Raw genomic sequence first — 17,751 nt, 5'->3', positions numbered from 1 at the left:
CACACTATGTAACACTTAATAGATGATCCGGCCGTTTACCCCCACCATAAGGGGAAATTTATGGATGATCTGATGTTTTTTCCTTAAATTATCCATAGTTAAACCTCCTAAATTCCACGGAATGAGATACTCCATAGTATGGATCGCATTTGCCTGCCTTTCGTTTCATTGCACAACACGGCAATCTTCTACCATAACGCTTTCCCAACAGGCGCTCAGAGATAAGATCATGGGCGGCTGGGCAGGGCAAACTATTGGCGTTACTTTTGGCGGGCCTTACGAATTCCGTTTCAATGGCACCTTCATACAGGACTATCAGCCCCTGCGCTGGTATGACGGTTATCTGAAAAAGACCATGCTGGAAAATCCCGGCCTGTACGATGATATTTACATGGACCTCACCTTTGTGGAAGTGCTGGACCGCGCCGGGCTGGATGCCCCGGTAGATTCTTTTGCGCAGGCGTTTGCCCGTGCCGGTTATATGCTGTGGCATGCCAACCAGTCGGCCCGTTATAATATCCTGCAGGGTATTAAAGCACCCGCGTCCGGCCACTGGACCAACAACCCTCATGCAGATGATATTGATTACCAGATAGAGTCGGATTTTGCCGGTTTAATGAGCCCGGGTATGCCTAACACAGCATCGGCCATCAGCGATAAGGTAGGCCATATTATGAACTATGGGGATGGCTGGTATGGCGGTGTATACATAGGCGCCATGTACTCGCTGGCGTTTATTGCCGATGATATGCAATACATTGTTACGGAAGCGCTGAAAACCGTACCGGCAAAAAGTACATTCCGCCAGTGTATTGAAGACGTGATCCGCTGGCACCAGCAGTACCCGGACGACTGGCACCGCAGCTGGTACGAGATCCAGCAGAAATGGTCCAGCGAAAATGGTTGCCCCGATGGCGTGTTTAATGCCTTTGATATAGATGCCAAGGTCAATGCAGCTTATGTTGTGCTGGGATTATTATATGGCAACGGAGATTTCACTAAAACCCTGGACATAACCACCAGGGCGGGGCAGGATGCAGATTGTAACCCCTCATCTGCCGGCGGTATCCTGGGTGCTATGCTGGGATATAAACGTATACCTGCTTACTGGAAAATGGGGTTAAAGGCAGCAGAAGAACTGGATTTTAAATACACCGGCACCTCCCTCAATAAAGTATATAACACCAGCTATAAACATGCCCTGGAAATGATACGCCGTAACGGCGGTAAGGTAGCAAATGAGCAGGTGACCATTGCCGTGCAAACTCCCCAGCCTGTGCGCCTGGAACAAAGTTTTGAAGGCCTGCATCCGGTAGACCGTATACCGCTTTACAAAGACCATGTACAGGAGCTCTCCTTTGATTTTGAAGGAACGGGTTTTGTTTTAAAGGGAGATGCCCGTAAGCAAGGGCCCAACGTGCCGGATAGCAGCATTACCATGGAAGTATATATTGATGGCAGCAAAACCGCTACCATAGCGCTGCCCACCAGCTTTCAAAGCCGCAGTAATGACCTGTGCTGGAATTACCAATTGCCTGACAAAAAACACCAGGTAAAAATAAAGGTCCTTAATCCCAGTCCAAACAACAGCCTTAACACTTTTGAATACCTGGTTTATACCAGCAAAAAATAATCTTCACATCATCACGGATCCAACGGATCCAGCGGATCTTCATGCAGGCTCTCCGCCACCGGGTAATACTCAATGCTCAGATCATCCACCTGCCGCAGCTTGCGGTAGGGCAGGTAGCCCATATCTTTAAGACATACCTTTTCAAAGAACACGCTGGCCACATAGATCAGGTGTGCCTTGCTGCTGGTGCACAATACTTTTTTATCTGTTGGGAAACCGTTGCGCAATAATATGCGGTTGGCATTCCGCAGGTTGGTAGTGGTATGCCGTGCATGCGGATCCACCAGGATGGCCGTTTCGGGCACATCACAGCTATCTGCCAGGAAACGTTTCATTTCTATGGCTTCACTGTATTTTGTTCCAAACGGATGCACGTACCCACCGGATACGATCACAAACGGCGCTTTATTTTTCTGGTAAACATCCGCAGCAGTGCGGCAGCGCAGTTTGTTCATTACACTGATCGGCGCATCATCATCCGGGCCTGCACCCAGTACCAGGATGGCCGAATAATCAAATTTATCCCACTGCACGCTGCTTAGCTGTGCCAGCGTTTTCTGATTGGTAAGGGCCATGGGTTCATGCCGGGCTGCATGATCTTTTTTATTCAGCTGCAGCAGGTCCATAGCTAAATGCAGGGTAGGGGTAAAGAACAAGCCGGATGCTTCCGGGTGTTGTTTGTAAGTTACCAGTATGTTCCTGACCGCGCTGGTATACATATCGCTGTGCACATTGTACATGGCGGAATCTATGCGCGGGTAGCGCAGGCCGGTGTTCCGGGTATAGGCAACCAGGATGTAGTTCAGCCCATTGGCTTCTTCCCGCCAGCGCTCTTCCAGGATCTTTACATCCGGCAGGGATTCATAACGCATAAAAGCGCCGCTGGGTTTCAGGTGTTGCTGCAAGGTGGCGCGGAAAGCGGGCTGCGTTTTATACACCTGTTCCAACGCGTTGCCAATTGCTTTGATCTCATTGCCGTCAAACAGCAGGGGAGTGGCAAAACAGGCGGCATTCTTACAGCTGTCTGTTATTTTATCCACCTCCTTCAGCTGTTGCTTATAAACCTGCTGTAAGATCTTATTACGTTCCACGGCCTTGTGCAGGGTAGGTTCCTGCTCCAGCAGGGTAAGCAGGTAAAAGTTTTTGTCTTGCACCAGGTTGCCGCTTTGTACAAACTGGTAAGCAGGGTCAAAAGACGGTTGGTTCTGTGCCTGCAGCGCTGCCGGCATTGCCCCAGCCAGGGCGCAGCAGAGTAATAGTTTCCGGAAGATCATAAAAAATTAATGTGCGGATGTGCAGGAATGTATGTGCAAATGAAATGCCATCCGTACGCCAAAATACAAAAAAAATGTGCTGATGGGCTGGTAAATATAACTGGCACATCAGCACATTTTTCCATCAGCACATTTACATGGCTACACCTTCGGTGGCATCAGCTTATACACCACTGGTGTTACAACTCTCGAAAGCAGGGTGGAGCTGATCAATCCACCAATTAATACAATGGCCAGCGGCGCAATCAGCGGGTTACTGGAAATGGCAATGGGTATTAAACCGCCAATGGCCGTTAAAGAAGTTAATACAATGGGTAAGAAGCGTACCTCGCCGGCCTCGCGGATGGCGGTTTCCAGCGATTTGCCCTGCTCCCGCAGCTGGTTGGTGAAGTCTACCAGCAATATGGTGTTCTTCACCTCAATACCTGCCAGGGCTATCATACCAATAATGGCCACAAAAGAAAGCGAGTTGCCGGTGAGCCACAGTGCCACAGCAGCGCCCACCATTCCAAGGGGTATCACCGACAGTACAATGAGCGTACTTTTGAACGTGCGGAATTCCAGGATCAGTACTGCTATGAACAGGAAGATGGTAACAATAATAATGCTCATAAAACCGCCGAAGGAGTTATTCCGCGATTCTACCTCGCCGCCCATCTCGTAGCTGTAGCTGGCCGGCAGAACCAGTTTATCCATTTTTCCTATTACGTCTGTAATGACCCGGTCTACCAGGAAACCTTTTTGTACAAAGGCTTTTACAGATACCACGCGCCGTTTTTCCTGGTGGTTAATGTTCACCGGCGAGGTTTCCAGCGTAAGCTCCGCTACTTGTCCCAGCGGGAAAGGTTTGCCCTGCATATTGCTCACGTACAGGTTACGGAATACGTCCAGCGTGGGGCGGCCTTCATGTGCACGGGTAAGCAGTATGTCATAGTCGTTATCATTATTATCGGTGTACTTGCCTACATTCAGGCCGGATACGGCCAGCCGCACGGTACGGTCAATGTTCACAGAGGGAATGCCCAGCAGCTGCGCTTTTTCAGGTTGTATAGCTACACGGATATCGCTTTTTAACAGGCTTACCGGGTTATCAACATACATGGTGCCGGGAGTGCGTTGCAGCATCATTTCCACTTTGCCGGCCAGTGCACGCAGGGTATCCAGGTTCTCGCCAAACAGGCGCACCTCCACAGGAGCCGCTACCGGCGGGCCCTGCTCAAAGTTCTTTACTTCCACTTTGGCGCCGGGGTAGGGCGTCCATTGGTGACGCAGCTTTTCTATCAGCGCCAGCTTATCTGAGGGGTTGGTATGCTCATCCAGCTGCACAAAGATCTCTGCAAAGTCAGTATGCTCATTTTCCTGTATCACGTTATAGTATATACGCGGATTGCCTTTTCCAACATTGGTGGCAAAGTATTTCACAGCCGGTTCCTTGCGCAGCACAGCTTCAATATCCTTTGCTACATTATTGGTGTACTGCAGGTTGGACTGCGGCGGAGCGGTAATATTGATCAGGAACTGTGGTTTTTCCGATGCAGGGAACAGGCCAAAGCCTACTACGCCAAACAGCATAACAGAGCCGCCAAAAATGATGACTGTGATCACAATGGTAAGCACGGGCCGTTGCAGGGCTTTATCCAGGAAACGGGCGTAGCTGCCATGTATCAGGCGTTTCAGGCCACGCATGAAAATGTTGCCGTCCGGGTGGCCGGTATGTTTGCGCAGCAGCTTGCTGGCCAGGAAAGGAATGATCGTAAGCGATACTAACATAGACGCCAGTACGCTGAATATTACTGCAAGCGGCAGGCTGCGGATAAAATCGCCGGAACCTTCCGGCATAAATACCAGCGGCATAAAGGCAATGATCAGCGCTGCCGTACATCCGGCTACGGCCATGCCTATCTGTTTGGTGGCCATTAACGTAGCTTCCAGCGCCGTATGCCCTTCCAACAGCCAGCGTTCAATGTTTTCCACCACCACAATGCTATCATCCACCAAAAGCCCCAGCGCCACTACCAGGCCCACAATACTTAGCTGGTTCAGGTTATAACCGAACAATTGCAGCAAAATAACACCTATGGCCAGCGATAACGGGATAGAGATCATTACGATCAGCGAGGGCCGGAAACCCAATGGCAGTAAGGTTATGGCCACCAGTAAAATAGCGATGAGGAAATCCCCTCCCAGGCTGCTCAAACGCCGGTTTACATTACTGGCCTGGTCAAAGTTCTGTACCAGGTCTATATTCTTAGGCAGTGTTTTTTTGAACTTTTCTATAACCGGTTTATAAACGGTTTGCGTTTTGCTGATGTTCTCACCTTCCTTTTGTGCAGCTGTTACAAATATGCAGCGGAAGCCGTTCAGGCGCGTTTGATAGGTAGCATCTTCATAACCATAGTACACATTGGCAATATCTTTTAGGAAAAGGTTACGCCCGTTGGAAGTGTACACAATGGTGTTCTTCACTTCTTCCATGGTATGATAATTACCGCTGGTTTTAATGTTAAAGATGCGGTTACCGGCATCAATGCTGCCACCAGGAATGTTGATGGTTTCATTCTGCAGGCTGTTGATCACATTGGCAATAGGAAGGTTCAGCTGCGCCAGCTTTTCCAGGTCCAGCTCCACACGTACCTGCTGTTCCGGCAGGCCAAAGATCTCTACGTTCTTCAGCGGCTGCAGTTTTTCCAGCTCATCCTGCAGGTTTTCTGCATAGTATTTCAGCTTGTCGCGGGGAGCATTTTCAGAGATCAGCGCTAACTGCACAATGTTTACATCAGAGGGTTGCTGCTTTTGAATGTCAATGCTGATATTGTCCTGCGGCAGGTCACGGCGTTTATTGTTCACCGTACGCACAATTTCCTGGTACTTATTATCCACGTTGCTGCTGTATTTATATTCAACACGCAGCACAGCTAATCCATCGCTGATGGTGGAGCGGATGCGTTTAATATCTTCCAGCCCGTATATTTCTTTTTCCAGGGGATCTACCACCAGCTCCTCCATATCTTTAGGACTGGTGCCGGGATACACCACTATTACGGTATAGGCAGGGGAGTGCATTTCCGGGTCTTCTGAGCGGGGCATGTTCAGCAGGGTAACCACACCCAGCACAATGATCATGATAAAGATCACCAGCGTGAACTGGTAATTTTTTACCGCATAATCTGATATTTTCATGTTGGTAGTTTGAAGAATTAAATTGATTGAGCAGAAAGCTTTTTACTTCGCAACACGGATGCTGCTTCCATCTGTTAAATAAGCGCTCCCTGAAATGATCAGGCTCTGCGCGCCTTCCAGCCCTTCGCTAATGATCACTTTATCTTTTTCCATACCGGCGATGTTTACCTTTACTTTTTTAGCAGTTTTGCCGTCGTTGGTTATAAATACATACCCGCTGCCGCCATCGCCGTCCAGCAGGGCGTCATAGGGGATGGCCCAGGGGCCGCTGGCGCTGGTGTTACCGCTGTTATGCGGGTGTATCACAGCTTTGCCGAACATGCCAAAGGCAATAGCTGTCGGCTTCTCGCCCGTTAAATGAATATCTATCTGGAACGAGCTGGTGGCAGGGTCTATACCTTCGCCCTTACGGGATACCATACCATGAAAGGTTTTACCGGGTACGGATTCTACTTCTACAGCAGCGCTGTCCTGTAAATGGATAGCCGCCCATTCCTTATTGCTTACAGATACCCGCAGCATCCAGTTACCGGATTGTGCGCCGTTGGTTTGCAGCACTGCGGTGCCGGATTTTACCTGTTGTCCTTCACTGGCCAGCTTGCGCAGCACATAACCATTACGCGGTGCGGTAATTACTGAATGGCTGCGGTTGAACTGTGCTGTGCGCAGCTGTTGCTGTGCAATGTCCAAAGCTGTTTTGGCATTCTGCAATTGTTCCAGGGTGGCTACACTGTCCTTGTACAGGTTATTGGCGCGTTGGTGATCGCGCTGGGCCTTTTCATATGCCAGCTGCGCCTGTTGTACCTGTGCATCAATTTCAGTAGGATTCAGCGTAGCTACGGTTTGCCCCTGGCGGATGGCATCTCCTTCTTTTACCAGGATGCGTTGTATAATACCGTCGGTTTTAAAAGATAGCAGCACTTCATCATCTGTAGTGAACTGCCCGGATACCGGGATGTTAATGGCGCGAGCCTCTGCATTCAGTGGCTGCAGCTCCACCGGTATCACCGTGGTGTTAGGTATTTCAGAAGCAGTAGTTGGACTGCCACAGGAGCTGAACAGTGCAGCACCGGTTATCAGCAGCAGTATGGCATGGAGCGGTTTCATATCAGTAAAGTTTATTGTTAGAATGGTATCGTTATTAATGCTTAATCATTCATTATTAATTCCTCAACGGGTAACTGGCCTCCGCTCTCTCAATCTCCGCCTGCGCCACCTGCACCCCTGCATATGCCTGTAAAGATTCCAGGCGGGAATTGGTTAGCTGCTGCTGCGCATCCAGCAGCTCTATGTACAGGAGCTGTCCTTCTTTATACACCTTCAGCTGATCGCGGTAATATTTTTCAGCTAATTGCAGCTGGATCTGTGCGCTGTTATAATTGCTTTGTGCAGTGCGGTAGTTATTGGAGGCAGTGTTCAGCTCCAGCTGTAACGACTGTGCAGTTTCATCATACGCAGCCTTGGCAGTAGCGGCGTCCATGGCCGATTGTTTGGCGCGGTTACGCCGTTGCCCGCCGGTAAAAATGTTCCACTGCAGGTCAAGCCCCCAGATATAATAGCGCGATGCGCTGTTGAAGTTAAAGTTATAAGCCTGTGAGCCCAGGTCCAGAAAGGTGCTGAGCTTGGGCACTAAAGTGCTTTGCTGCATTTTTTGCTGTAACAGGGCCATGCTGCGGGTTTTATCTATTTGCAGCAGCTCTTCCCGGCCGCTGATATCAGTATTCACGTTAACGGATGCACGTTCTGTTACGGCCAGCGCCGCGCTGTCTATTACTACACTATCTGTTAAGGGCCGGTTCAGTAAAAAGTTAAAATAAGCGCGTGCATTCTGCTGGTTGTTACGGGCAGCGGTAATGGCGGCCAGGGTTTTCTCCTGTTCTGTTTGCGAGCGGGTAAGCGCTGTGCTGTTACGTACACCGTTGCGTAACATGCTCTGATTTACGCGGATGTTTTCCTGTACCAGCAGCAATGCATTGTTATAAATGTCCACCGCGCGTACTGCCTGGAAGTATTGATAGTAAGCTGATTTAATGTCTTTCACCAGCTGGCGTTTGTACACATTTACTGCTGCCTGCTGCCGGGTAATATCCTCCTGCCGGATCTTATTGGCATACCATATTTCTGAGTTGATCAGTGGGAGGGAGGTGCGCAGTTTGGCATCGTAAAAGTTATCCGGGCTTAGCTGTACGGATGTGTTTTCGATGTTGGGAAATTTCTGCGAATTGGTAAGCTGGTTCAGCGTGGCATACACAGGGTTCATCAGGTCGCCGGTAGGAATGTCAATGGTACGGCCGCCACTGGCTTTGGTGTAAGTACCCAGCAGGCTTACCTGCGGCAGGTACATGCCCCTGGCTTCCTGCAGGGCGTACAATGATCTTTCCAGCTGAAAGTTCCGTTGCTGTAAGGCCTGGTTATGAGCAAAAGCATCCTGGATATACTGCTCCAGCGGCCCTGATTGGGCTTTCGCGGGAGAAGCAGCCACACTAACCAGCACAATTAATATGACTGTTAATAATCTTTTTACCTTCGTTGACATAATGAACACTGTTTAGTATTTGGGCAAAAAAAAGGGAAGCCAATTCCCCTTTAGATTTTTATCATTTTTAAATATTCATCAATGGTAACATCAATTGCACCAACAATCCCATCCTCTTCCATGTCCATCACTTTCAAACGGCAGCGCACATTCAGCGATACCAGGCCATGTACCATAGCCCATATAGACAGCGCAGCCACAGATCTATCCTTAAATTTCAGCAGTTTCTGGTCAATGGCCTGCTGTATCACCTCCAGTAAAAAGTTGAAACAACTAGCTCCGTTATCCCAGGCTTCACTGCCATCTTCCCTTTCCAATTTTTTCATGGGTGAGCGGATAATGAACATCAGGTCATACAGGTCCGGCTTTTCCAGGCCGAACTGCACATATGCCTTGGCAATCTGCTCTAGTTTTTTCATCGGGCTTCTGCTGGTGGCTTTTTCCTTGAATACCTCAAACAGCTGTTCAAAAGCCTGTGCCTGCAGATCGTACAACAGCTCGTCCTTATCTTTATAATACAGGTATATGGTAGCAGGACTATACTCTATTTTTTCAGCAATGTTGCGGATGGAGGTTTTTTCATAACCTACTTCCAGGAACATGCGCATAGATGCCTCCATGATCAGCCGTTTCATTTCCAGCTTTTCCCTTTCCTTTCTGTCTGCGATGCCCATGTTAATTTGTTTACGATGCAAACTTACTGAACAGTGTTCAGTAATCCAAATAAATTTTCATACAATAATATTTATCTTCATTCGTCTTTAAACCGTCAGGCCATTCAACTATCAATAATAAAGGAAACTAACCACTATGACACACACCATCCTGGGCGCCGGCGGCGTCATTGCCACAGAGTTAACAAAAGAGCTGCTAAAGAACGGACAATCAGTAAAGCTGGTAAGCCGTCAGCCCAAAGCCCTTTCTGCAAAAACAGATATAGCCGCAGCAGACCTTACCAATTATGAACAAACCAAAGCTGCCATAAGCGGATCAAACGTGGTGTACCTGTGCGCCGGTCTGGTGTATGACCGCAAGGTGTGGGCCGCCTCCTGGCCTAAGGTGATGCAGAATGCCATAGACGCCTGCAAAGCTGCCAATGCCCGCCTCATCTTCTTTGATAATGTATATATGTATGGCCTGGTGAACGGGCCTATGACAGAGGATACACCGTATAACCCCATCAGCAAAAAGGGCGAGATCCGCGCGCAGATAGCCACCCGCTTAATGAACGAAGTAAAAGCAGGCAACCTGCAGGCCAGCATTGCAAGATCAGCGGATTTTTATGGCCCTGGCGCTGATACCACGGGCATTCTTAACAACCTGCTCATCAACAATATGCTAAAAGGTAAAAAAGGAATGTGGCTGGGTAATGACGAGCTGCCTCACAGTTACACCTACACGCCGGATGCCGGCAAAGGCATGTACCTGCTGGGACAAACACTGGCCAGCGATAACCAGGTATGGCATTTGCCCACTTATAATCCCGCCCTTACCGGTAAACAGTATGCCGCGCTGATAGCGGAGCAGCTGCAGGTAAAACCGGCTTATTCAAAACTGGGTGGCTTTATGGTGAAGATGGCCGGCCTTTTTAATACTACTATTGGCGAGCTGCATGAAATGCTGTACCAGAATAATCACCCGTACATCTTTGATTCAACCAAGTTCAATGCTTATTTTAACTATCAGCCAAGCACCTACGAAAAAGGGATTGAAGCTACTATCGCCGCAGCCAAGCAATAATAAAAAAACCACCCAGGAATGGGCGGTTTTATAACTTTGCCTAGAATTTACACTACAATTTGTTGTGGCGCAAGATTACGATTGTTAGCGGTATTAAGGCCCTAATCAGATGTTAACGGGAGGGGAGTGGCCAAAATTTTTTTTGGAGATTTCAATCCCGCCTGTATCTTTGCACCAGTTCTTTACGATCACTTATCAAGAAAGGCAGAGGGAAATGGCCCTGCGAAGCCTTAGCAACCAGCCACCGTTTACGCGGTGAGCAAGGTGCTACATCCATCCCGGTAATACCGGGAAAGATAAGCCCAGTACTAAGTTTACTTTAAGGTTTTGTACAATAAAGAGAAACTCACCTGGCTATCAGGTGAGTTTTTTTGTTTTATGGCAATCCATAAACCGGCCTCCCGTAAACTGGCACCCACCTGTCTTGCTCACCTTTCTGATAAGGATTAAATAAGTATTAAAAAGTATTAGCTACGTTCTGTGCTACCGAACAGCGTATGGCCTTTGCCTGATCCATTGCATTGCTATCAAGGCACAAATGCCCGGCACCGCTATAGCTCAGCGTATAGCATTGCCTGCCCATCGCGTTGATATCTTATGGTCTTCGCCTGATCCGCGTTGGTATCAAGGCACAAACGCTTGGCACCACAGTAGCACACAGCCCAATCAACGTACCACCCCGCAACCGGGCGGTAACCGGTTGCGGTCCCCTTTTTGCGTTCCTTTTTGGGGAAGCAAAAAGGAACAAAGAAAAAGGAACAAAAGAAAATTTTAAACTAAAAAAAGAATATGAGCACAATCACACAACTAATCCACTCAATCCCCGTAGACGAATTAACCGGCGCTATCGCCGTACCTATCTACCAAACCTCCACCTTCGTGCAGGAAGCACCCGGCGTGAACAAAGGCTTTGACTACGCCCGTACCAACAACCCTACGCGCCAAACACTGGAAAACATTGTAGCACAGCTGGAAGGCGGGGAAACCGGTATTGCATTTTCCAGCGGCCTGGCAGCCATTGACGCTATCTTAAAGCTGCTGCAGGCAGGCGACGAGATTGTAGCGGTAGACGATATTTACGGCGGTGCTTTCCGTTTATTCAGCAAGGTGTATGAGAAGTTTGGTATTAAGGTGCATTATGTAGATACCGCTGATCTACAGGCCGTAGTAAATGCCATTACACCCGCCACCCGTTTAATATGGCTGGAAACGCCCACCAATCCAACATTAAAGATCTCCGACATCAGCGCCATAGCCGCCATCGCAAAAGCGCATCAATGCTGGTTATGTGTGGATAATACCTTTGCCTCACCAGTGCTGCAGCAACCGCTGTTACAGGGTGCAGATATAGTAGTGCACAGCGCCACCAAATATTTAGGCGGACATAGCGACCTGATTGCCGGTGTGGTGGTAACGCGTAATAAAACCCTGGGTGCAGAAATTAAGTTCTATCAGAATGCCTGCGGAGCCATCCTTTCACCGTTCGACAGCTTCCTGCTGATACGGGGTATTGAAACCCTTCACCTGCGCGTAAAACAGCATTGCGCCAATGCCCTGGCCATAGCGCAGTACCTGGAGCAGCACCCTGCGGTAGATAAAGTATTTTACCCCGGCCTTTCATCCCACCCCGGCCATGCGCTGGCAAAAAAACAACAGAAAGGTTTTGGCGGCATTGTATCCTTTACGTTAAAAGAAGATACGGACGAAGCGGCACAGGCCTTTGTAACCAGCACTCATTACTTTAAGCTGGCCGAAAGCCTGGGCGGTATTAAAAGCCTGTTATGCCATCCCGCCAGCATGACGCATAAATCCATCCCGGACGAAAAACGCCGCGCCGCCGGTGTAGCGGATAGCCTGATCCGCCTGTCCGTAGGCCTGGAAGAATCAGATGACCTTATAACCGACCTTGAGCAGGCTTTTAAAAGCGCAGAGAAAAAGCTACCTTCGGTGTTATCAACAAGTAACATCTTATGAACCTACGCCGCTATTTAGTATTGATACTCCTGTTAGTTATTGTATACCATGTGAATGCGCAGCAGGCGCCTGCTGCCACCACACGCAGTATAGTGCTGAAGAACATTACATTAATAGATGGCACCGGCGCTGCTCCTAAAAAGAAGGTAAGCCTGGTGCTGGAAGGCGACCGTATAAAAAAGATCTTAGCTCCCGGCGCCCCGGCCCCGGCCAATGCGCGGGTAATAGATGGCACCGGTAAAACGGTGATGCCGTCTATGGTGAACGGGCATGGGCACCTGGGCCTGCTTAAAGGCAACAAGGCAGGGCCGGAGAATTATTCACAGAGCAATATTATCCGCCAGCTAAAGAAATATGAATCCTTTGGCATTAGCCAGGTATTAAGCCTGGGTACAGACAGGGAGATCATTTTTCCGCTGCGTAATGCCTCACAGCATGGACAGCTGCCCGGCGCTACTTTTTATACCGCAGGTTATGGCTTAGCCGCTAAAGACGGTACCCCGCCCGCCGCTTTTGCCGACAAAGCTTTACGCCCGCAAACGCCGGAAGAAGCAGTAAAAGCCATTCAGCAGCTGGCCGCCCTGAAGGTGGATTTTGTGAAGATGTGGGTAGATGGGGACAGCACCCAGCCCAGGCTGCAGCCCGCTGTATATGAAGCTGCCATTGCAGAAGCGCATAAGCAAGGTTTACGTGTAGCCGCACACGTATATTATCTGGAAGATGCCCGCCGCCTGGTAGCAGCTGGTGTGGACGTGCTGGCACACAGCATCCGCGACAAGGAAGTAGACGCAGCTATCATAAACGATATTAAGGCCAAAGGCACTTATTACATACCCACCCTCTGCATTGATGATTTTAACTTCGCGTATGCCGACCAACCCGAATGGCTAAACGATTCTTTGTTTAAAGCCTCCCTGGAACCCGGCGTGTGGGAAATGCTGATTAGCGCCGATTATAAAAAACAGCAGCAGGATGATCCTAACCGGCAAAAGAAAATAAATGCCTTTCATACTGCGCAGCGTAACCTGCACAAGCTGGACAGCGCAGGCGTAAAGATCGTAATGGGTACCGACTCCGGCGCACAACCTGTGCGCGCCCAGGGCTTTTCCGAACACCTGGAGCTGCAGCTCATGACAGAAGCGGGCATGACTCCTTTGAAAGTGCTTACCGCCGCCACCCGTAATGGTGCGCAAATGCTGCACATTGACAGCGACTATGGTACCCTGCAGCCCGGCAAAAAGGCCGACTTCATTGTACTCAGCGGCGACCCATCGCAGGACATCCGCAATACCCGTAAAATAGTGGAAGTATGGAGGGGAGGGAAGAAGCTGGCTAAGTAAGCGAAACGCTCAATGCCTAACGCTGAACGCTCAATGCAATGCAGCGGGTCAAACAACCGCTTCGATAGCTTTCTGCTTTCCGCTTTCTGCTTTTCGCTTCACAAAGCGCGTCACCATCATAGCCGCCACCGTATCGCCGGTAGCATTCAGCAAGGTGGCCATCGGGTCTACCAGCGTGCCTATGATCATGGCCGGGGGTAAGGCTTCCGGTGGAAATCCGTAAACAGATACCATTAACAGCTCGCCAATATATGCGCCGTTAGGTACGCCGCCTTCTACCATGCTTACTATAACGGTAATACCTAATGCTAAAAGTATAGTATCTGCTCCGTTCAGTGAGCGGCCGAACATGGCAAACACCACTGCGATTTTTACAATGGAGGAAACGCTGGATCCATCCTTATGAAGCGTGCCGCCCAGCGGTATCACAATATTGCTGATATGGTCCGGCACTCCCATTTTTTTAGCAGCATCCAGGTTAGCCGGAATGGTGGCTATGCTGCTGCAGGTGCCCACCGCTGTAAGGGAAGGCACCACGTTATTTTTCCAGTATCTTTTAATACCCCCTATACCACCTGCAATAAACGCATATACGCTGAACAGCACCACAAAATAGAACAGGCAAAAGCCGTAATACAGCGCCATAGACCGCGCATATAATCCAAAAAGCTGCGGACCCAGGATGCCCACCTGGTAGGCAAAATAAGCGCCCAGGCCAATAGGTCCCAGCTTCATGATAAGAATAATAAGGCTTTTCATTACCTCGTTACCGCTGTTCAGGAAACGGCGGAAAGGTTCACCCGCATCGCCGGCCCTTAACACGGCAAAACCTATCATTACAGAAAATATGATCAGTGGCAGCATGCTTTTGCGCGATAGCAGCTCAAAGAATTCGTTGGTGGTTAACAGGGCGGTGATCTGCTCCCCTAAGCTTAACGCCTGTATATTTTCCGTAACACCTGGCTGCGCGCTTACCTGCTGGTGAATAGGAAAGATCCAGATGGCCACAATGGTCAGGAAAGCCGCTACCAGCACCGTACCCACAAACACCATTACCATCACGGACATTACGCGGCCCAGTTTCTGGGTACGGTCTACATTGGCAATGGCCGATGAAATGGCAAAGAACACCAGCGGTATCACCGCGGTGAATAACAGGTTCAGGAAAATATCGCCAATAGGCTTTAGCACGGTTACCCGCGGCCCCAGCACCAATCCCAGTACACTGCCGGCAATAATACCCGCCAATAGCCATATAATATTGCCGTAGTTTTTGAGAAAAGCGCCCATTAATTTTAGATTTACGATTTTAGATTTTAGATTTATAACCGGGATACGCATTCGCCACGATCCAAATCTAAACTGTAAAATCGTAAATCCGAAATCATATGATTCCACAATCTGATCGCAGAAATTTTTTGAAGAAAGCCGCTTTAGGCAGTGTAATGGCCATGAGCTTACAGGAAATTGTAACATCCGCAATGGCTGCGGAACGCCGTAATGCACCTGCTGCCGCTAAAATTGAGCTGAAGAAAAATGCCGTTATTCTTTTCCAGGGTGATTCTATTACCGATGTAGGCCGTAAGCGCGATAGCACGAATGCAAATGATGCCGGCGCTTTGGGCCATGGGTACGCTTTCCTGGCAGCCGGCGCTTTACTGGAAAAACATGCGGATAAAACCCTGCAGATCTATAATAAAGGGATCAGCGGTAATAAGGTATACCAGCTGGCAGAACGCTGGGATGCTGATTGCCTGGACCTTAAACCCGATGTGCTGAGCATCCTGATAGGCGTAAATGATTACTGGCATACCCTTACCGGCGGTTATACCGGCACCGTACAGAAATATAGCGATGATTATAAAGCATTGCTGACCCGCACCCGGGAAAAGCTGCCCAATGTGAAGTTCGTGATCGGTGAGCCCTTTGCCGTAAATGGTGTAAAAGCTGTTGATGATAAATGGTTCCCGGCATTTAATGATTACCGTAAGGCCGCCCGCGAAATAGCCGACAGCTTTGGCGCCGTATTCATACCTTATCAAAGCATTTTTGATAAAGCACAGAAAGTAGCCCCCGGTTCCTACTGGACCGGCGACGGCGTACACCCCAGCGTAGCCGGCGCCAGCTTAATGGCTACCGCGTGGAGGGAAGCTGTTAAATAAGATTAAAGCGCAAAGCATAAAGCGCAAAGCATAAAGCATAAAGCATAAAGGAGAAGGGAGAAAGCCCAGCTGCCTCAATGCTTTTTGCTTTTTAATTAGTCATTATCCCCGCGCAAAATTTCGCTTTAAGCTTTATGCTTTCCGCTTTCACCTTTTCCTTAACCTGTTCGCTTTCCCAGGTGCAGTACTCCCTGGCTTTCTGCTTTCTGCTTTGCGCTTTAAGCTACTCAGTACTCCCCGGCTTTCTGCTTTATCCTTTCCGCTTTCTGCTTTTTTACTTACTTTTGCCCGGTGCATCGCGCTATCAGCATATTACTACTCACCATTTACTTGTGTAACACGACGGAATTGATCGAGCTCGTCAAGATCCCTGTGTTCTTTGCACACTTAAATGAGCACCGGGCCGAAAAACCCGGCACTTCCGTATGGGGCTTTGTAGTAGAGCACTATTTCAGCGGCGATGTTAAAGACAAAGACTGGGAGCGTGATATGGAGCTGCCCTTCAAATCACATGAGCATGTAACCAATGCCAGCCCGGTACCGCCGCCCCCCTCACAACCACAATTAACAATAGCCACACACCGCCAGGTAGTAGTGGTATATCCCGCTTATATCAACCGCTTTCACCCGCTTATTTACCATCCTGATATTTTCCAGCCTCCGAAGCCAGTGTGCTAATGTGCAAATAGGCAAATGTGCAGGTGTAATACACGCTGTACGCACATAGCTGTTAGCACATTCCCATTGTATCCATTTTCTATTACTGAATTTGCAAACCGCAAATGAGCGCTACAGTATACTCATTTGCACAGTTGCATATCTGCATATTTGCATATCGAACAATCATGCTTAACCATATTATTCGTTTTTCGATCCGTCATAAACTGATCGTGGGTATTTGTATGCTGGCCCTTATTGGGTATGGCGTTTATGAAGTAACCCGGCTGCCCATTGATGCGGTGCCGGATATTACAGATAATCAGGTACAGGTAATTACGGTAAGCCCTTCGCTGGGCGCGCCGGATGTGGAACGCCTCATCTCATTTCCCATAGAGCAGGCCACCAGCAACATTCCCGGCCTGAAAAAAATGCGCAGCTTTTCCCGCTTCGGCTTATCCGTAGTAACCATTGTATTTGAGGATGATGTAGATATTTACTGGGTACGCCAGCAGGTAACAGAGCGCCTGCAGCATGTACAGGCGCAGATCCCGCAGGGGCTGGGCATGCCGGAGCTGGCGCCCGTTACAACCGGCCTGGGAGAAATATACCAGTACACGGTACGGGCCAAAAAAGGATATGAGGATAAATATGATCCCATGCAGCTGCGTACCATACAGGACTGGATAGTACGCCGGCAATTGCTGGGCGTAAAAGGTGTGGCGGATGTGAGCAGCTTTGGCGGTTACCTGAAACAATATGAAATAGCAGTAGTGCCGGAAAAGCTCAGTGCACAGGGTATTACCATCAATGATGTGTTTACCGCCGTGGAAAACAATAACCAGAACACCGGCGGCGCCTATATTGAAAAAGGGCCTGTTGCCCTGTACATCCGCAGTGAAGGCCTGGTAGGAAGCCCGGACGATATCAGTAAGATCGTGATCAAACATACCGTCAACGGTACGCCGCTGCTGGTAAGGGATGTGGCAGAAGTACGTTTGGGCCATGCTACCCGTTACGGCGCTATGACGTATAATGGTGAACGTGAGGTTGCCGGCGCCGTGGTAATGATGTTAAAAGGCGCCAATAGTAATGCCGTGATCCGCAACATCAAAGAGCGGGTTAAACAGATCCAGCAAACCTTACCGGAAGGTGTGATCATAGATCCTTTCCTGGACCGTACCAAAATGGTGGAGAACGCCATCGGCACTGTAGAGCGCAACCTTCTGGAAGGCGCGCTGATAGTAGTGTTTGT

General features: G+C 49.2%; 13 protein-coding genes and 1 riboswitch. Of the genes, 7 read left to right on the top strand and 6 right to left on the bottom strand.

Annotated features, from left to right (window positions below; genetic code table 11):
* Nucleotides 1-121: 121 nt before the first annotated feature.
* On the top strand, nt 122-1,633 hold the full coding sequence (locus KVT36_RS28255) for an ADP-ribosylglycohydrolase family protein (RefSeq protein WP_217606795.1): 1,512 nt from the start codon (nt 122-124) through the stop codon (nt 1,631-1,633).
* An 11-nt stretch (nt 1,634-1,644) separates the two neighbouring features.
* Here KVT36_RS28255 and KVT36_RS28250 read toward each other — a convergent pair whose 3' ends face one another.
* The 5 genes from KVT36_RS28250 to KVT36_RS28230 all read right to left on the bottom strand — a co-directional run bounded on the left by KVT36_RS28250 (nt 1,645) and on the right by KVT36_RS28230 (nt 9,297).
* Nucleotides 1,645-2,907: a YdcF family protein gene (locus KVT36_RS28250; RefSeq protein ID WP_217606794.1), complete on the bottom strand. Its 1,263-nt coding sequence runs from the start codon at nt 2,905-2,907 to the stop codon at nt 1,645-1,647.
* Nucleotides 2,908-3,048: 141 nt separating this feature from the next.
* A complete protein-coding gene (locus tag KVT36_RS28245; protein ID WP_217606793.1) occupies nt 3,049-6,087 on the bottom strand; it encodes an efflux RND transporter permease subunit in 3,039 nt (1,012 codons plus the stop codon).
* 42 nt (nt 6,088-6,129) lie between these two features.
* Nucleotides 6,130-7,194 carry an efflux RND transporter periplasmic adaptor subunit gene (locus tag KVT36_RS28240; protein ID WP_217606792.1) on the bottom strand — a complete coding sequence of 355 codons (1,065 nt, stop codon included), beginning with the start codon at nt 7,192-7,194 and terminating at the stop codon, nt 6,130-6,132.
* Between the two features lie 55 nt (nt 7,195-7,249).
* Entirely contained in the window at nt 7,250-8,623 is a 1,374-nt protein-coding gene (locus KVT36_RS28235) for a TolC family protein (protein WP_217606791.1), read from the bottom strand.
* 50 nt (nt 8,624-8,673) lie between these two features.
* The gene (locus KVT36_RS28230) at nt 8,674-9,297 is read right to left on the bottom strand and encodes a TetR/AcrR family transcriptional regulator (protein ID WP_217606790.1); all 624 of its coding nucleotides are present in this window, start codon (nt 9,295-9,297) and stop codon (nt 8,674-8,676) included.
* A gap of 136 nt (nt 9,298-9,433) precedes the next feature.
* On the opposite strand from KVT36_RS28230, the gene KVT36_RS28225 reads away from it, so the two are divergent.
* The 3 genes from KVT36_RS28225 (at nt 9,434) to KVT36_RS28215 (ending at nt 13,677) form a co-directional block, all read left to right on the top strand.
* Nucleotides 9,434-10,363, top strand: a complete 930-nt coding sequence (locus KVT36_RS28225; RefSeq protein WP_217606789.1) for an NAD-dependent epimerase/dehydratase family protein — start codon at nt 9,434-9,436, stop codon at nt 10,361-10,363.
* Nucleotides 10,364-10,552: 189 nt separating this feature from the next.
* A riboswitch (SAM riboswitch) is annotated at nt 10,553-10,666 on the top strand.
* Between the two features lie 486 nt (nt 10,667-11,152).
* Nucleotides 11,153-12,337 (top strand): PLP-dependent aspartate aminotransferase family protein, encoded by a 1,185-nt coding sequence (locus KVT36_RS28220; protein ID WP_217606788.1) that lies wholly within the window; start codon nt 11,153-11,155, stop codon nt 12,335-12,337.
* Nucleotides 12,334-13,677: an amidohydrolase family protein gene (locus tag KVT36_RS28215; RefSeq protein ID WP_217606787.1), complete on the top strand. Its 1,344-nt coding sequence runs from the start codon at nt 12,334-12,336 to the stop codon at nt 13,675-13,677. Before KVT36_RS28220 ends, KVT36_RS28215 begins: the two co-directional genes overlap by 4 nt.
* A 48-nt stretch (nt 13,678-13,725) precedes the next feature.
* Here KVT36_RS28215 and KVT36_RS28210 read toward each other — a convergent pair whose 3' ends face one another.
* On the bottom strand, nt 13,726-14,967 hold the full coding sequence (locus KVT36_RS28210) for a dicarboxylate/amino acid:cation symporter (protein ID WP_217606786.1): 1,242 nt from the start codon (nt 14,965-14,967) through the stop codon (nt 13,726-13,728).
* A 98-nt stretch (nt 14,968-15,065) separates the two neighbouring features.
* Here KVT36_RS28210 and KVT36_RS28205 point away from each other — a divergent pair, with 98 nt between their 5' ends.
* From KVT36_RS28205 to KVT36_RS28195, 3 genes are all read left to right on the top strand, one after another.
* Nucleotides 15,066-15,839, top strand: coding sequence for an SGNH/GDSL hydrolase family protein (locus KVT36_RS28205; RefSeq protein ID WP_217606785.1), 774 nt, complete (start codon nt 15,066-15,068; stop codon nt 15,837-15,839).
* A 348-nt stretch (nt 15,840-16,187) separates the two neighbouring features.
* Nucleotides 16,188-16,517: a hypothetical protein gene (locus tag KVT36_RS28200; RefSeq protein ID WP_217606784.1), complete on the top strand. Its 330-nt coding sequence runs from the start codon at nt 16,188-16,190 to the stop codon at nt 16,515-16,517.
* A gap of 167 nt (nt 16,518-16,684) precedes the next feature.
* The coding region (locus tag KVT36_RS28195; RefSeq protein WP_217606783.1) for an efflux RND transporter permease subunit at nt 16,685-17,751 on the top strand (1,067 nt) is incomplete at its 3' end.

Source organism: Chitinophaga sp. GbtcB8 (assembly GCF_019091455.1).
In the GTDB taxonomy this organism is placed as follows: Bacteria; Bacteroidota; Bacteroidia; order Chitinophagales; family Chitinophagaceae; genus Chitinophaga.
The sequence above is the reverse complement of the archived record's forward strand: the minus strand, read 5'-3'. Positions and strand labels throughout refer to the sequence as shown.

Coding starts and splice junctions, on each gene's coding strand:
- KVT36_RS28255 (WP_217606795.1), top strand. CDS start 122: ATGAGATACTCCATAGTATGGATCGCATTTGCCTGCCTTTCGTTTCAT.
- KVT36_RS28250 (WP_217606794.1), bottom strand. CDS start 2,907: ATGATCTTCCGGAAACTATTACTCTGCTGCGCCCTGGCTGGGGCAATG.
- KVT36_RS28245 (WP_217606793.1), bottom strand. CDS start 6,087: ATGAAAATATCAGATTATGCGGTAAAAAATTACCAGTTCACGCTGGTG.
- KVT36_RS28240 (WP_217606792.1), bottom strand. CDS start 7,194: ATGAAACCGCTCCATGCCATACTGCTGCTGATAACCGGTGCTGCACTG.
- KVT36_RS28235 (WP_217606791.1), bottom strand. CDS start 8,623: ATGTCAACGAAGGTAAAAAGATTATTAACAGTCATATTAATTGTGCTG.
- KVT36_RS28230 (WP_217606790.1), bottom strand. CDS start 9,297: ATGGGCATCGCAGACAGAAAGGAAAGGGAAAAGCTGGAAATGAAACGG.
- KVT36_RS28225 (WP_217606789.1), top strand. CDS start 9,434: ATGACACACACCATCCTGGGCGCCGGCGGCGTCATTGCCACAGAGTTA.
- KVT36_RS28220 (WP_217606788.1), top strand. CDS start 11,153: ATGAGCACAATCACACAACTAATCCACTCAATCCCCGTAGACGAATTA.
- KVT36_RS28215 (WP_217606787.1), top strand. CDS start 12,334: ATGAACCTACGCCGCTATTTAGTATTGATACTCCTGTTAGTTATTGTA.
- KVT36_RS28210 (WP_217606786.1), bottom strand. CDS start 14,967: ATGGGCGCTTTTCTCAAAAACTACGGCAATATTATATGGCTATTGGCG.
- KVT36_RS28205 (WP_217606785.1), top strand. CDS start 15,066: ATGATTCCACAATCTGATCGCAGAAATTTTTTGAAGAAAGCCGCTTTA.